The organism is Marinobacter sp. (assembly GCF_046484525.1).
Taxonomy (GTDB): Bacteria; Pseudomonadota; Gammaproteobacteria; order Pseudomonadales; family Oleiphilaceae; genus Marinobacter.
Window position 1 is genome coordinate 1 of record NZ_JAWOIS010000006.1, and the last position, 15,147, is coordinate 15,147.

A 15,147-nucleotide genomic window follows, 5' to 3' on the forward strand; every position below is an offset into this window, starting at 1 on the left:
CTGGGCAAGGATTGTGCCCTGCTGACGGACGGCCGTTTCTCCGGCGGCACCTCCGGCCTGTCAATAGGCCACGCATCCCCCGAGGCGGCAGCCGGCGGTGCGATCGGCCTGATCGAGAACGGCGACACCATCCTGATCGATATTCCCAACCGCTCCATCAATGTCCAGGTGGATCAGCAGGAACTGGACCGTCGCCGGGAAGCCCGCGACGCCAAGGGCTGGAAGCCGGACCTGCCGCGCGACCGCAAGGTCTCGGCTGCCCTCAAGGCCTATGCCCTGTTGGCCACCAGTGCCGACAAGGGTGCAGTTCGGGACCTGTCGAAACTCGACTGATTTTCTCGGTTAGCCAAAAAAGCCCGCCAAGCATCAACCTGGTGGGCTTTTTTTTGTGAGCGGCGAACCGGCAGCGCTACCAGAGCGACCAGCCACCGTCCTCGTCTTCCTCGATAGCGTCCTTTTCCCCGGACTTCCCGGCAGGCTGGGCCGGCGCATTACTGGCCGACGATGCCGTCGCATCCTGCGATCCGACCTGGGCTGGCGCGGCCGCAGCGACCTTAACGGTGATCATTCCGAGTGCCTTCCGGGTTTCCTCGTTCAGGGCACCGGTAGCCTCCAGGCCGTGATCTTTCTGGAATTGGGTCAGCGCGGCACGGGTCTTGTCATCCATCCCGGAGCTGACGTTCGTGATGTCGTAACCGGCACCGTACAGGGCATTTTTCACTGCCACGGCTTCATCTGCGTGGGCCAAGGGCGCCAGGCCCAGTGTGATCGCCACACCGGCTGCGGCCAGAAGGCGACCGAAAGAACGGGTCGTTTTCTTCATGGTACTCACCTGCCTTACTCCTGATGCCTCGCCGGCATCGGTCTTTTCTTGTTGTGTGGTGCCTATCTCCACAGGCTGAGGCAAACAATGACTACGCTATCACAGCTTGCCGCCATGCCGGTTGCCGCAGTTCTCATCTTCGGGTTCCGGCCCGGTGCCGGGATGGCGGACTGTTTCTGCCTCGTGCCCGAACTCCCGGATAAAAATCCCCCAGAAAGCCATGAACAGGGCCGCAACCAAAGGGCCCATGACAAAGCCGTTGATCCCGAACATGACAATGCCGCCAAGGGTCGACAGCAGGACTATATAATCCGGCAGCTTGGTATCACGCCCAACCAGCACCGGCCGCAGGAGATTATCGGCAAGACCAATCACCACCACGCCGAACACGGTGAGGACAATGGCGGAAACAATATCGCCAACCGCCGCCAGGTATATCGCCGCCGGTACCCAGACCAGGGCAGCGCCGACCGCCGGCAGCAAAGATACGATGGCCATCACCACGCCCCACAAGAGTGCGCCGGTTATACCAAGAACCCAGAAGATCAGGCCGCCCAGGGCTCCCTGGATAATGGCGATCAAGAGATTGCCCTTCACCGTTGCGCGCGTGACCTCGGCGAACTTGGCAAACAGCAGGCGCTCACGCTCATCGCCCAGGGGCAGCGCCCGGATGATCAATTCCACAAGGTGGTGGCCGTCCCGTAACAGGAAGAAGGCCAGATATACCATCAGGGCCAGGCCCATGAAAAACTGGAAGGTATTCTGGCCAATGCCCAGAGCCTGTTTGGCCAGGAACTGGCTGCCACCGACGAACAGGCTGACGGCCCGGTCCCGCAACTCGGTAAAGCTGATATCAAATTGCGCCAGAAACGCCTGGATCGCAGGGAAGGACTGATTCACCTGGTCGATATATTCCCCCGGACGGATCTCACCGCGCTGGATCTGCTGGTACAGCTCCACGCCCTGAGCAATCAGGGATGTCACCAGAACGAGCACGGGAATTACCACGATCACCATGCAGAACAGCAGGGTGATCAGCGCATTGGTATTGGGCCGCTCTCCCAGCCAGCGGACCAGCAGATTCTGCACTGGATGGAAGATGAGCGCGATCGCCACTGCCCAGAAAATAGGGCCGAAAAAGGGCTTCATCAGAAACACGAACGCGAGGGAAACGCCGACAAGCAAGGCCAAAAAAGTCCGTGTTTCAAGTTTTGCGTACATAAGTCAGATCTTCCCAAAGCAGTGAACGGTAACCGGGGGTCTACGCGGTTACTCCGGCCCGATAGCCTACCACGATGACATGGCCACTGTAGCCTGCTTCAGGTTATAGTGATCGGTTACGGGTTAACCGACAAACGAGTCACATTATTGGAACTGGAAACCTTTACCACCGAAACCGCCCTTGATGCCGCCACAGAGCTTCAGCGCGTGCTGGCGGCGAGAACCCATCGTCGCAAGGTAATGGGACAAGAGGTGCTGGTAGCGGGCCAGCTCGGGGAGGCTCTGCAGCTACCGAGAATCATCAATCGACTGCAGAGCAAACAGCAGAAGCAACGGGAACAAGGCCTGGACGATTTCCAGGAACTCTGGCCCACTCTTTCCCCGCGCACCCGCCAGAAGGTGCTCGACGCTATCGGCTGGTACGATCCCAAGGAGCTTAACTGGGAAGATAAACGCTCCAACCGGCGGCCAGTGATCGATCCGGATAAAGGATCCGTATAGAAACGGAAATCTTAGCGAAAGGCCGACTCTGTATTGTCATCTTGGGGCCCTAGTCTGAAATGATCAGGAGGATACCTATGACTGAGCAGACCCATTACAACGCCATTCTGGCCGAAGGCTGTGCCGTGCCGACCCTGCTCTGTGGCCATTGCCGCTCCATTCTTTCCCGCGCCCGCATGTTCCGCAACGAGGGCGAGAACCAGCAGGATATCCGGTGCCGGATTATCGCCTTGTGCTCGGCCGATGATTGCGGTGCCGTGAACTGCTGTGACAGCGCCATGACAAAGATCGACAACCCGGACCGCCTACTCGATCTTGCCTGCTGATTCAAACGGGCTACGCACTGTTACGCAACTCAAACACATGAAACAGCCATCTGATTTATCCTGATTTGCGAGAATTGTCATAACGGCAATTGCGCAACCTATCAGTCAGGACAGTCGATGGCATGCGTATTCTGAGAACCGACGAAGCCCGCTTTCAGGGTCTGCCGGATTACCCTTTTTCTCCCAACTATCTCGACGTAGCGCCCAACCTGAGAATGCACTACGTCGATGAAGGCCCCCGCGGCGCTTCACCCGTGCTGATGCTGCATGGCGAGCCATCCTGGTCGTACCTTTACCGGCACATGATTCCGCTGATCGCCGCCGCCGGCCACCGGGCGCTCGCCCCGGACCTGATCGGTTTCGGCAAATCGGACAAGCCGGCAGCGATGGCGGATTACAGTTATGAGCGCCACATGGCCTGGCTGGGCAGCTGGATCGAAAAGCTGGATCTGAGGGAGATCACGCTGGTCTGCCAGAATTGGGGTTCATTGCTTGGGCTCCGCCTCGCGGTCGAACATCCCCACCGGTTTCGCCGTATTATCGTGGGTAACGGGATGCTTCCCACCGGAGAAAACCGCGCACCGGCCATGTTTTCCCTGTGGAAGGCCTTCGTCACTTACAGCCCCTGGCTCCCGGTCGGAAGGATCGTACAGCTGGGCACGGAACGACCGCTGACCAGGGCCGAGCAAGCAGCTTACGACGCACCTTTCCCCTCAACGGAATACAAGGCCGGCGCCCGTGCTTTCCCGAAACTGGTCCCCGTATCCAGGAACGACCCGGCCGGGCTGGCCAACCGGGCGGCGTGGAAGGTGCTCGAAAAATGGCACAAACCGTTCATTACCTGCTTCAGCAGCGGCGACCCCATTACCCGGGGTAAAGACCGTTACATGCAGCGGCAGATTCCCGGCGCCCACGGACAACCCCACATCACCCTCAGGGGTGGCCACTTCCTGCAGGAAGACTCCCCCGAGGACTTCGCACGCATCATTATCGATGCTCTGAAATCGGAAATGGCGGCCTGAGCCGCCATTTCACTACCCGACTCCGGAGCGCCCTATCAGGACTGGTGCTTAGGCTGGTATTGGCCGGCGTCAACCCGGGGACGATCCGGCTCGCCCTTCTCCAAAGGCTGACATTCCACGAGGCTCGCCAGTGAGCGGCGGGTCAGTCGCTGATACTCCTCGGTTCCCTTCTTCTTCCAGTCCACTTCCTTGTCACTCAGCGTGCGCAAGACCTTGGCGGGCGAACCAACGATGAGGGAAGCAGGCTCGCACTGAAATTTGGCCTTTACCAGGGCTCCGGCCCCGACAATGGAACGGGGGGCGATATGGGCCTCATCCATCACCACCGCATTCATCCCGACCATCGCATCTTCACCCACGATGCAACCGTGCAGAATCGCGCCGTGGCCGACGTGACCGTTCTTCTCGATGACCGTGTCCATACCAGGGAAGGCGTGCATCACGCAGGTGTCCTGGATGTTGGATCCTTCCATCAAGACGACACGCCCGAAATCACCCCGCAAACAGGCGGCCGGCCCCACGTAGCAGTCCGGTCCGATCCAGACGTCACCAATCAGTATGGCGCTCGGGTGAACATAAGCGGTGGAGTGGACAACCGGGACAACACCTTCAATGCTGTATACGGGCATAACTTTCTCCTGTTGGCAGGGGGTACCGGCACGAGACCTTATGGAACCCAAAAAGATGGTTGTGATTCATTTTCCGTATCACATTATCCGTTTTTATATGGAACTTCATGTCCCCGGCCCGTTTAACAAGGATCAATTGTCTTCGGAATGGCTGTAAAAAATTCAACACCCGAATTTATTTTTCTTTATTTTCATCAAGATAAACAGGAATTTCATCCCCAGAACGCCAAAGTGATACAGAAGTAGATACCAATGATCCTTGACGGGTATCAATTCTGAGATATACTCATTCTCGCATTCGGCCCTGACAGACCAAATCAGCCAGGGCATGCAGCACCCGGAATTCGACCGGCGAAGCCGGCACCTGAGACAAAAACAAAGTCACCCCGGATTGCTTATGCCAAACAACCTGCACATCACGCCCGCGGAAGCGGTAACGGGAATGACCGATACCGCCACTGCGAACCTCCGCCCGGACACCCGTCGCGTGCTCCGGGGGATCTTCGCCATTCCTGTAAGGGGACGCTGAGCGTTCCAAACCATTTCTTGCTACCAACAACGGGACAACACCATGACCCAGCCGAGCATCCTTCTTGAAATCGATCAGGGTGTCGCCCTGCTCACCCTGAACCGACCGGACAACCTCAACAGCTTCAATGTCGAGATGCACGAGCGCATGCGCGATGCGATCGACACTGTCCGCAAGGACGAGACTGTGCGGGTGCTGGTCATCACCGGTTCCGGCCGGGGATTCTGTGCCGGCCAGGACCTCTCTGATCGCAGCGTTTCCCCGGGCCAGGAAATGCCGGATCTGGGTGCCTCGCTGGAGAACTATTACAACCCGATGATGCGCAGCCTGCGGGATCTGCCGATGCCGGTGCTGTGCGCAGTGAACGGCGTGGCCGCCGGTGCGGGCGCCAACATCGCGCTGGCCTGCGACATCACCGTTGCAGCCCGCTCCGCCAGCTTTGTGCAGGCCTTCTGCAAACTTGGCCTGGTACCGGACTCCGGCGGCACCTGGACCCTGCCGCGGGTGGCAGGTATGGCCCGGGCCAAGGGCATGGCCCTGCTGGGCGACAAGATCAGCGCCGAGAAGGCGGAAAACTGGGGCATGATCTGGCAGTGCGTGGACGATGACCAGCTGATGGAAGAGACCATGAAACTGGCCCGTCACTTTGCCACCCAGCCCACCAAGGGCCTGGCACTGATCAAGCAGGCCCTGCACGCCAGCGTCAACAACACCTTCGAGGAACAGATCAATCTCGAGCGCGACCTGCAGCGGGAAGCCGGTCGCACCGAAGATTATCGCGAAGGCGTGGCCGCTTTCATGGAAAAACGCACACCGTCTTTCAAGGGGAAATAAACCATGCCCGCACTGGATACCCAAACCAAGGTTGCAGTCATCGGCGCCGGCGCCATGGGCGCCGGCATCGCACAGGTAGCGGCCCAGGCCGGGCACCATGTATTCCTGCATGACCAGCGCGAAGGTGCGGCCGAGACCGGCCGTAATGGCATCGCCAAGGTTCTCCAACGCCGAGTAGATAAGGGCAAGATGACGCAACAGGACCTGGACGCCCTGCTCGATCACATCCAGCCTGTAGCCAACCTCTCGGAAGTGGCCGGGAGCGGACTGGTGATAGAGGCGATCGTCGAAAACCTCGACATTAAGCGAGCCCTGCTGACGGACCTCGAGGCACTGTGCAGTGAGGATGCGATCCTCGCCACCAACACCTCTTCCATTTCCGTCACCTCACTCGGCGCGGACATGAAGCATCCCGGTCGCCTGGTGGGCATGCACTTCTTCAACCCAGCTCCGCTGATGGCGCTGGTGGAAGTGGTGTTGGGTCTGGCTACCGACAAAACCGTGGCCGAGGCGGTCTATGACACCGCCACCAACTGGGGCAAGAAACCGGTCTATGCGACTTCGACTCCCGGCTTTATCGTGAACCGGGTCGCCCGGCCGTTCTACGCCGAGAGCCTGCGGCTTGTCCAGGAACAGGCAGCGGACCCGGCCACCCTTGACGCCCTGATGCGCGAGGCGGGCAACTTCCGCATGGGCGCCTTCGAGCTCACCGACCTGATCGGCCATGACGTCAACTACGCAGTGACCAACTCGGTGTTCAACGCCTACTACCAGGACTCCCGCTTCCTGCCGTCACTGGTTCAGCAGGAACTGGTCTCCGCGGGCCATCTCGGTCGCAAGAGCGGCCAGGGCTTCTATAGCTACCAGGAGGGGGCAGAGCACCCCGAGCCGCAGACCGAAGCTCCGCGCCAGAGCAGTGAATCCGTGGTTATCGTCGAAGGCAGCCTGGGCCCCGCCTCGGCTCTGGTGGGTCGTCTCCGGGATGCCGGTCTGAAGATCATCGAGCGAGCGGGTAGTGGCCAGCTGCGCTTTGGCCAGGCCGTGCTGGCACTGACCGACGGCCGTATGGCCACCGAGCGGGCCGCGGAGGAAGGCTGCGCCAACCTGGTGCTGTTTGACCTTGCTTTCAACTATGCCGAAGCCACCCGCCTTGCCATCGCTGCGGCAGACCAGGCTTCCGGAGAGGCCATCGACGATGCCTGCGCCCTGCTGCAGAAGGCCGGTCTTGCGGTCAGTCGCATTGCGGATCGTCCGGGCCTGGTGATCATGCGCACCGTCGCCATGCTGGCGAACGAAGGTGCCGACGCCCACCTGCACGGCGTGGCCACGGTTACCGATATCGATCTGGCCATGAAAGCCGGCCTGAACTACCCGGAAGGTCCGCTTAGCTGGAGTGACCGGCTCGGGGCCGGCCGCACCTTCACCGTGCTGACCCATATCCAGAACAGCTACGGCGAGGATCGGTACCGGCCGTCGCTGCTACTGAGAAAAAACAGCTTTGCTAACAAGGGGTTCCATGCATGAGCAATATCGATCCACAGAAACTGGCTGAAGAATGCGCTGAGGCCATGTTCGCCAGGGACCGTGCAAGTCAGAAACTGGGCATGAAAATCGTGTCGGTCGCCCCGGGCAAGGCCACCCTGTCCATGACCGTCGGCCCCGACATGATTCAGGGCCATGGTTCCTGCCATGGTGGTTATCTGTTCACCCTGGCCGACTCCGCCTTTGCCTTTGCCTGCAACAGCTATGACCGGGCCACCGTGGCTTCCGGCTGCAGCATTGACTACATGTCCGGCGCCAAAGAGGGGGATCTGCTGACCGCTACCGCGGAAGAGCGTTCCCGTGGCGGCCGTACCGGCATTTACGACATTACCCTGACCAACCAGGACGGCCGCACCGTGGCACTGTTCCGCGGCCGCTCCTATGAAGTTCGCGGCACCGTCCGCAATTCGGAGGACAATTCATGAGCACTGACAACCGCCTGCTGGACGCTTACATCGTCGACGCCATCCGTACGCCCATCGGTCGTTACGGTGGCGCACTTTCCCCGGTCCGGGCTGATGACCTCGGTGCGATTCCGATCAAAGCCCTGGTAGAGCGCCACCCGGACCTGGACTGGTCCAAGGTGGACGACGTGCTCTACGGCTGCGCCAACCAGGCGGGTGAGGACAACCGGGACGTAGCCCGCATGTCCCTGCTGTTGGCTGGCCTGCCGGTAGACGTACCGGGCAGCACCATCAACCGTCTGTGTGGTTCCGGCATGGATGCGATCGGCAGCGCTGCCCGCGCCATCCGTACCGGTGAAACCCGCCTGATGATTGCTGGCGGTGTTGAGTCCATGTCCCGTGCACCCTTCGTCATGGGCAAGTCCGACAGCCCCTTCAGCCGCAAGGCGGAGATTTTTGACACCACCATCGGCTGGCGCTTCGTCAACCCTGTGCTGAAAAAACAATACGGCATCGACTCCATGCCCGAGACCGCCGAGAACGTGGCCGAGCAATTCAATATTTCCCGTGAAGACCAGGATGCCTTCGCTCTGCGCAGCCAGCAGCGTAGTGCTTCCGCCCAGGCTGCAGGCATTTTTGCCGGGGAAATCACCCCGGTCACCATCCCCCGCCGCAAGCAGGATCCGCTGGTGGTTGATACCGACGAGCATCCCCGGGAAACCAGCCTGGAAAAGCTGGCCAAGCTGCCAACCCCATTCCGCGAGAACGGCACGGTCACCGCCGGCAACGCCTCCGGGGTCAACGACGGTGCTTGCGCCCTGCTGATGGCCGGCGCGGACGGCTTGAAACAGTATGGCCTCAAGCCGCGGGCACGGATCGTTGCCATGGCCACCGCAGGCGTCGAGCCCCGGATCATGGGTTTTGGCCCGGCACCGGCCACGCGCAAGGTCCTCAAGACCGCCGGCCTGGAACTGGCCGACATGGACGTGATCGAACTGAACGAAGCCTTTGCCGCCCAGGCGCTGGCCGTGACCCGGGATCTGGGCCTGCCGGACGACGCCGAGCACGTCAATCCAAACGGTGGCGCCATCGCACTGGGCCATCCACTGGGCATGAGCGGCGCGCGGCTGGTAACCACCGCATTGAACGAGCTGGAGCGGCGCCACAAGGCCGGCAAGAAAGCCCGTTACGCCCTGTGCACGATGTGCATCGGCGTTGGCCAGGGTATCGCATTGATCATCGAGCGCACCGACAGCGCCGAGTAAAAAAACATTATGACTGACACGTTGACGTAACGGCACAAGTACAAGCAGGACAGAATCATGACCTTACCACTACAAAAAATCGGCAAACTCGACCGCATGGAAACCGCCAGCATTGACGAACTTCGTCACGAACAACTGCAGCGCCTGCGCTGGAGCGTGGTCCATGCCTACACCAATGTTCCGTTTTACCGGAAGGCGTTTGATGACATCGGTCTGAAGCCCATGGACATCAACTCCCTGGAAGATCTGGCCAAGATCCCGTTCACCACCAAGGCGGACCTGCGGGACAACTACCCGTTCGGCATGTTCGCCACGCCGATGTCCGATGTGGTCCGGGTACACGCGTCCAGCGGTACCACCGGCCAGCCGACCGTTGTTGGCTACACCCAGAGTGACATCAACACCTGGGCCGATATCGTAGCCCGCAGCATCCGCGCCGGCGGGGGCTATCGCGGTGACAAGGTGCACGTTTCCTACGGTTACGGTCTGTTTACCGGCGGTCTGGGCGCCCACTACGGCGCCGAACGGCTGGGCTGTACCGTCATCCCCATGTCCGGTGGCCAGACCGAAAAGCAGGTCCAGCTGATCAAGGATTTCCAGCCGGACATCATCATGGTGACACCATCCTACATGCTCAACATTGCCGACGAGATGGACCGCCAGGGCATCGATCCGCGTGAACTGCCCCTGCGACTGGGCATCTTCGGCGCCGAGCCCTGGACCAACAGCATGCGCACCGAACTGGAGGGGCGCCTCGGCATCCAGGCCCTGGACATCTACGGCCTGTCCGAGGTGATGGGTCCCGGCGTTGGCATGGAATGCATCGAGACCAAGGACGGCCCGACCATCTGGGAAGACCACTTCTATCCGGAAATCATTGATCCGAACACCGGCGAGGTTCTGCCGGATGGCGAGTACGGCGAGCTGGTATTCACCTCGCTCACCAAAGTCGCCCTGCCAATCCTTCGCTACCGCACCCGCGACCTGACCCGGCTGTTGCCTGGCACGGCCCGCCCGATGCGCCGTATCGACAAGATCACCGGGCGCAGCGATGACATGCTGATCATCCGCGGTGTGAACGTGTTCCCGAGCCAGATCGAGGAGCAGGTGTTCAAGTGCGAGGCGCTGGCGCCGCACTACGAGATCGAGGTCTACAAGGAAGGCAACCTGGACTGCGTGGACATCCGTGCCGAACTCAAGCCGGAGGCCGGCATGGGTGACGAGATACGCGCCAAGGCCGCCAAGGAGCTGGCCCACCACATCAAGTCCTACATCGGTATCAGCACCCGTGTAGACGTGGTGGAACCCAACCGTCTGGCCCGCTCCGAGGGCAAGGCCAAGCGGGTTATCGACCGCCGGAAGTAAGCTCCGGTAGCGCCCCGGTCGACCTCGACGGCAGACCGGGGGCTCTTACCATCCGGGTCATCGGGATTTAATTTAACTCTCTCACAATAGATCTCGATAGTTTTTCATTGCGTATCACTTTTTTTATTCATGCTTTCAAATGGTTAAAAATCTATTACGTAACCTTTTAACCTGACATGACACACAAACCAGTTCCTTGATTTTTATTCAGTATCATTTAATATTGACTAAAATCAGAGAAACAAGAAGAGAGCATTCTTGCTCACAGAACAACAAGCCGAACCGGAGGTATTGTATGTACGCCCAGCTCGTTGAAACCGGAGCCAAGCGCGTCAAGAGCCTGGATGAGATGTCGCCCGAAGAGCGCGCATTCCAGGAAAAGATCGACGCCGAAGTGAAGATCGAACCGAAGAACTGGATGCCCGAGGGCTACCGCAAGACCCTCATCCGTCAGGTTTCCCAGCACGCCCACTCCGAAGTGGTTGGCATGCTTCCGGAAGGCAACTGGGTGACCCGTGCCCCGACCCTCAAGCGCAAGCTGCAGCTGATGGCCAAGATCCAGGACGAGGCAGGTCACGGCCTCTACCTGTATAGCGCCATGGAAACCCTCGGCGCCGACCGCGATGAGGAAATCGAGAAGCTGCACCAGGGCAAGGCCAAGTATTCCAGCATCTTCAACTACCCGACCCTGAACTGGGCCGATATGGGTGCCGTGGGCTGGCTGGTGGATGGCGCTGCCATCGTCAACCAGGTAGTCCTGCAGCGCACCTCCTACGGCCCCTATTCCCGGGCCATGATCCGCATCTGTAAGGAAGAGAGCTTCCACCAGCGTCAGGGCTACCAGATCCTGCTGGACATGATGCGTGAAGGCACCGAGGAGCAGAGGCAGATGGTGCAGGACGCCATCAACCGCCTGTGGTGGCCTGCGCTGATGATGTTTGGCCCGCACGATGACGAATCCCCGAACTCCCAGCAGTCCATGGCGTGGAAGATCAAGCGTAAGAGCAACGACGAACTGCGCCAGATGTTCATCGACCAGACCGTGCCCCAGCTCGAATTCCTGGGCTGCACCGCGCCGGACCCGGATCTGAAATGGAACGAGGAAACCGGCCATTATGATTTCGGTGAAATCAACTGGCAGGAGTTCTACGACGTTCTCAAGGGCAATGGTCCCTGTAACCGCGAGCGCATCAACACTCGCAAGAAAGCAATCGACGAAGGCGCCTGGGTTCGCGAAGCCGCTGTCGCCTACGCCAAAAAACAAAAACAGCGCACTGAAGCCGCCTGACACCGGAGGAAAGAATCATGGCTGAATGGAGCCTTTACGAAGTATTCGTACGCAGCAAGCACGGTCTGAACCACAAGCACGTTGGTAGCGTCCACGCCGCCGATGCGGAAATGGCCATGGAGAACGCCCGTGACCTGTACACGCGCCGAAACGAAGGCGTGAGTATCTGGGTGGTTCCCTCCGATGCGATCACCGCCTCTGCCTCCGATGAGAAAGAGGTGCTGTTCGATCCGTCGGAAGACAAGGTTTACCGACACGCATCTTTCTACAAGCTGCCCGACGAAGTCGGACACATGTAAGGAGCGGTTCGATGACACAATCAGAAGCACTCAAGGAATTCCTCCTGCGCCTGGCGGACTCCGACATGATCCTGGGCCAGCGCCTGTGCGAGCTGTGCGGCAAGGCCCCGGCACTGGAAGAAGAAATGGCGCTGATGAATGTCGCGCTGGACCTCGTCGGTCAGGCCCGGAACTGGTACGAGTACGCTGCCGAGCTGATCGATGACGGTCGGGACGCCGACAAGCTCGCGTTCCGTCGCGATGCCCATGACTACCGGAACCTGCTGCTGACCGAGCAGCCGAACGAAGACTATGCAGTCACCATGGGTCGCCAGTTCTTTTTCGATGTCTGGCACTACTTCACTCTGAAGGGCCTGGTCAATGCCAGCGACGAGCGGGTTGCCGCCATCGCCGCCAAGGCGCTGAAAGAGGTGACCTACCACCTCCGCCGCTCGTCCGAGTGGGTCAAGCGCCTGGGTGACGGTACCGAGGAAAGCCACCGTCGTATGCAGGATGCGGTAGACATTCTCTGGCGCTTCACCGGCGAACTGATCACGCCGGACGAAACCGACCGTCTGATGGCAGAGGCCGGCATCGGTCCGGATCCGGAGCAGCTGAAGGAAGACTGGCACGGAATGGTCAAGGAAGTGCTCCAGGAAGCTACCCTGACGCCGCAACCGGACGATGCCTGGATGTATCTGGGCGGCAAGCGCGGTGAACACACCGAACATCTCGGTTTCATTCTGGCAGAAATGCAATTTCTGCAGAGGGCCTATCCCGATGCCACAACATGGTGATACAGACCCGCGGTCAGCCGTCGACAAGCTGATAGCCAGTGATCGGGTGCCGGCAGACGCCCTCACCGATCAACTGACTGAGGCGGATATCTGGGCCATCCTTGACGAGGTCAAGGATCCCGAGGTGCCGGCAGTAAGTGTCGTTGAGCTCGGCATTGTCCGGGCCGTGCACTGGGACAGGAAGGAACTGTCCGTCGATGTCACGCCGACCTACTCCGGCTGCCCTGCGACCGAATTGATCGAGGAACTGATTGAGGAGGCCCTGCGCGCTGCGGGTTTCCGAAATCCCCGGATCAAACAGGTGCTGTCCCCGGCCTGGACCACCGATTGGATTACAGACGAAGGCAAAGAGAAGCTTCGGGCATTCGGCATCGCACCGCCCCAGGGCAGTGCCAGCAAGCGAAGCCTGCTGGGCGAATCCGAAGTGATCACCTGCCCCCATTGCGGCAGCACCGACACAGAGCGGGTCAGCGAGTTCGGATCCACCGCCTGTAAGGCGCTCTATCGCTGCAAGGACTGTCTCGAGCCCTTCGACTATTTCAAATGCATCTAGAGCCAAGACAACCATGAACAAATTCTATTCACTGGCCCTCAAAGAGGTCAGACCTGAAACAAGAAACGCGGTAACCCTGTCTTTTGACGTACCGGAAGACCTGTCCGAGACGTTCGCCTACAAGCAGGGCCAGCACCTGGTTGTGAGAACCAGGCTGGACGGCGAGGAAGTACGGCGCTCCTACTCCATCTGCAACAGCGTCAACGACCATGAGTTGCGCATTGCGGTCAAGAAGATTCCCGGAGGCCGTTTCTCCACTTTTGCCAACGAGCAGCTCAAGCCGGGCCAGACACTCGAAGTGATGCCTCCCCAGGGTCATTTCTCCGTGGACCTGGACCCCGAGCGCCAAGGCAACTACCTGGCCGTCGCTGCCGGCAGTGGCATCACGCCGATCCTGTCCATCGTCAAGACCACGCTGGAGACCGAGCCCAAGAGCGAAGTCACCCTGTTCTACGGCAACAAGGCCACCAGCAACACCATGTTCCGGGACGAGCTCCAGGATCTGAAGAATGAGTACATGTCCCGCCTGAACCTGGTGTATATCTTCACCCGGGAAGAACAGGACATCGACCTCTACAACGGCCGGATCGACCACGACAAGTGTGATGCCCTGTTCGATCACTGGATTGATGCCAAGGCACTCACTGCAGCCTTCATCTGTGGTCCCCAGGCGATGACCGAGACCGTCCGCGACTCCCTGGCCCGCCACGGCCTGGACAAGAGCAAGATCCACTGCGAGCTGTTTACACCGGCCGGTGGTGTACCCCAGCCCAGGAAAGACCGGGATCCGTCCCACGTGGATCCGCAGTCCATCAGTGAAGTGACCGTGATTGCCGATGGCCGCTCCCTGACCTTCCCGCTGGTTCGCGACACCAAGAGCATCCTGGATGCCGGTAACGAGGAAGGCGCAGACCTGCCCTATTCGTGCAAGGCTGGCGTCTGCTCCACCTGCCGCGCCAAGGTCGTGGAAGGTGAAGTGGAAATGGACCAGAACTTCGCCCTGGAGGATTACGAGGTCGAAGCCGGCTACGTGCTCTCCTGCCAGTGCTATCCGATCAGCGACAAGGTGGTTCTGGACTACGACGAGATGTAGTCCCCGCACCACCCCCAAGCTACGAACGAGGCAAGTTCCGGGTATACGGGACTTGCCTTCGCGTTTCAGAAACGAATGGAGTTTCCCATGTCAGTCCTGAAAAGTTTCATTGCCGGCCAGTGGGTCGGCGAAAAGCCCGCCAAGGCGCTACCCAGTGCCATCAATGGCGAGATCGTCGCCCATACCCACGACGACACCTTCGATTTCAAGAAAGCCGTGGAGTATGGCCGCAAGGTCGGTGGCAAGAACCTGATGGCCATGGATTTCCAGGAGCGTGCGTTGGCCCTGAAGGCCATGGCCATGTACCTGCAGGAGCACAAGAAAGAGCTCTATGCCCTGTCCATGCACACCGGTGCCAGCAAGGGCGATAACGGCATTGATATCGACGGCGGCTTCGGAACCCTGTTCTCCTACGCCAGCATGGGGCGCCGTGAACTGCCGTCCGGCAACGTCGTACACGAAGGCCCGGTGGTGCCCCTGGGCAAGAACAACCACTTTGCCGGCACCCATATCCTGGTGCCCCGCGGTGGTGTGGCGGTGCACATTGATGCCTACAACTTCCCGGTCTGGGGCATGCTGGAGAAGTTCGCGCCCACGTTCCTGGCAGGTATGCCATGCATCGTGAAGCCGGCCACTTCCACCTGCTACGTCACTGAACTGGCCGTTCGCCTGATGCA

19 protein-coding genes are annotated in these 15,147 nt (G+C 59.9%); 16 read left to right on the forward strand and 3 right to left on the reverse strand.

Annotation, left to right across the window (positions count from 1 at the left end):
- The coding region (locus R6W86_RS01260) for a dihydroxy-acid dehydratase (RefSeq protein WP_410327586.1) at positions 1 to 333 on the forward strand (333 nt) is incomplete at its 5' end.
- Between the two features lie 76 nt (positions 334 to 409).
- On the opposite strand, the gene R6W86_RS01265 is transcribed toward R6W86_RS01260, so the two are convergent.
- Together R6W86_RS01265 and R6W86_RS01270 are read right to left on the reverse strand one after the other, a co-directional pair.
- Positions 410 to 823 carry a peptidoglycan-binding domain-containing protein gene (locus R6W86_RS01265; RefSeq protein WP_410327587.1) on the reverse strand — a complete coding sequence of 138 codons (414 nt, stop codon included), beginning with the start codon at positions 821 to 823 and terminating at the stop codon, positions 410 to 412.
- Between the two features lie 99 nt (positions 824 to 922).
- Entirely contained in the window at positions 923 to 2,044 is a 1,122-nt protein-coding gene (locus R6W86_RS01270; RefSeq protein WP_410327588.1) for an AI-2E family transporter, read from the reverse strand.
- A 147-nt stretch (positions 2,045 to 2,191) separates the two neighbouring features.
- Here R6W86_RS01270 and R6W86_RS01275 point away from each other — a divergent pair, with 147 nt between their 5' ends.
- From R6W86_RS01275 to R6W86_RS01285, 3 genes are all read left to right on the forward strand, one after another.
- Entirely contained in the window at positions 2,192 to 2,545 is a 354-nt protein-coding gene (locus tag R6W86_RS01275; protein WP_410327589.1) for a hypothetical protein, read from the forward strand.
- A 77-nt stretch (positions 2,546 to 2,622) separates the two neighbouring features.
- Entirely contained in the window at positions 2,623 to 2,871 is a 249-nt protein-coding gene (locus R6W86_RS01280) for a hypothetical protein (RefSeq protein ID WP_410327590.1), read from the forward strand.
- Positions 2,872 to 2,993: 122 nt separating this feature from the next.
- On the forward strand, positions 2,994 to 3,893 hold the full coding sequence (locus R6W86_RS01285) for a haloalkane dehalogenase (RefSeq protein WP_410327591.1): 900 nt from the start codon (positions 2,994 to 2,996) through the stop codon (positions 3,891 to 3,893).
- 35 nt (positions 3,894 to 3,928) lie between these two features.
- Here R6W86_RS01285 and R6W86_RS01290 read toward each other — a convergent pair whose 3' ends face one another.
- Positions 3,929 to 4,522, reverse strand: a complete 594-nt coding sequence (locus R6W86_RS01290) for a phenylacetic acid degradation protein PaaY (protein ID WP_410327592.1) — start codon at positions 4,520 to 4,522, stop codon at positions 3,929 to 3,931.
- A gap of 397 nt (positions 4,523 to 4,919) precedes the next feature.
- Between R6W86_RS01290 and R6W86_RS01295 the strand changes: the two genes are divergently transcribed.
- The 12 genes from R6W86_RS01295 to R6W86_RS01350 form a co-directional block, all read left to right on the forward strand.
- Positions 4,920 to 5,051 (forward strand): hypothetical protein, encoded by a 132-nt coding sequence (locus R6W86_RS01295; protein ID WP_410327593.1) that lies wholly within the window; start codon positions 4,920 to 4,922, stop codon positions 5,049 to 5,051.
- Between the two features lie 42 nt (positions 5,052 to 5,093).
- Positions 5,094 to 5,885, forward strand: coding sequence for a 2-(1,2-epoxy-1,2-dihydrophenyl)acetyl-CoA isomerase PaaG (gene paaG, locus R6W86_RS01300; RefSeq protein ID WP_410327594.1), 792 nt, complete (start codon positions 5,094 to 5,096; stop codon positions 5,883 to 5,885).
- A 3-nt stretch (positions 5,886 to 5,888) separates the two neighbouring features.
- A complete protein-coding gene (paaH, locus tag R6W86_RS01305; protein WP_410327595.1) occupies positions 5,889 to 7,409 on the forward strand; it encodes a 3-hydroxyacyl-CoA dehydrogenase PaaH in 1,521 nt (506 codons plus the stop codon).
- Positions 7,406 to 7,852 carry a hydroxyphenylacetyl-CoA thioesterase PaaI gene (gene paaI, locus R6W86_RS01310; RefSeq protein WP_410327596.1) on the forward strand — a complete coding sequence of 149 codons (447 nt, stop codon included), beginning with the start codon at positions 7,406 to 7,408 and terminating at the stop codon, positions 7,850 to 7,852. The genes paaH and paaI overlap by 4 nt, the downstream gene beginning before the upstream one ends.
- Positions 7,849 to 9,096, forward strand: a complete 1,248-nt coding sequence (gene pcaF / locus R6W86_RS01315) for a 3-oxoadipyl-CoA thiolase (protein WP_410327597.1) — start codon at positions 7,849 to 7,851, stop codon at positions 9,094 to 9,096. The genes paaI and pcaF overlap by 4 nt, the downstream gene beginning before the upstream one ends.
- Before the next feature lie 57 nt (positions 9,097 to 9,153).
- Entirely contained in the window at positions 9,154 to 10,461 is a 1,308-nt protein-coding gene (paaK, locus tag R6W86_RS01320; protein ID WP_410327598.1) for a phenylacetate--CoA ligase PaaK, read from the forward strand.
- Between the two features lie 295 nt (positions 10,462 to 10,756).
- Positions 10,757 to 11,749, forward strand: a complete 993-nt coding sequence (gene paaA, locus R6W86_RS01325; protein ID WP_410327599.1) for a 1,2-phenylacetyl-CoA epoxidase subunit PaaA — start codon at positions 10,757 to 10,759, stop codon at positions 11,747 to 11,749.
- A gap of 17 nt (positions 11,750 to 11,766) precedes the next feature.
- Entirely contained in the window at positions 11,767 to 12,048 is a 282-nt protein-coding gene (gene paaB, locus R6W86_RS01330; RefSeq protein WP_113860921.1) for a 1,2-phenylacetyl-CoA epoxidase subunit PaaB, read from the forward strand.
- 11 nt (positions 12,049 to 12,059) lie between these two features.
- Positions 12,060 to 12,824: a 1,2-phenylacetyl-CoA epoxidase subunit PaaC gene (paaC, locus tag R6W86_RS01335; RefSeq protein ID WP_410327600.1), complete on the forward strand. Its 765-nt coding sequence runs from the start codon at positions 12,060 to 12,062 to the stop codon at positions 12,822 to 12,824.
- Positions 12,808 to 13,377 carry a 1,2-phenylacetyl-CoA epoxidase subunit PaaD gene (gene paaD / locus R6W86_RS01340; protein WP_410327601.1) on the forward strand — a complete coding sequence of 190 codons (570 nt, stop codon included), beginning with the start codon at positions 12,808 to 12,810 and terminating at the stop codon, positions 13,375 to 13,377. Before paaC ends, paaD begins: the two co-directional genes overlap by 17 nt.
- A gap of 13 nt (positions 13,378 to 13,390) precedes the next feature.
- On the forward strand, positions 13,391 to 14,470 hold the full coding sequence (gene paaE / locus R6W86_RS01345; RefSeq protein ID WP_410327602.1) for a 1,2-phenylacetyl-CoA epoxidase subunit PaaE: 1,080 nt from the start codon (positions 13,391 to 13,393) through the stop codon (positions 14,468 to 14,470).
- A gap of 87 nt (positions 14,471 to 14,557) precedes the next feature.
- Positions 14,558 to 15,147: aldehyde dehydrogenase family protein (locus tag R6W86_RS01350; protein WP_410327603.1), on the forward strand; the 590-nt coding region annotated here is incomplete at its 3' end.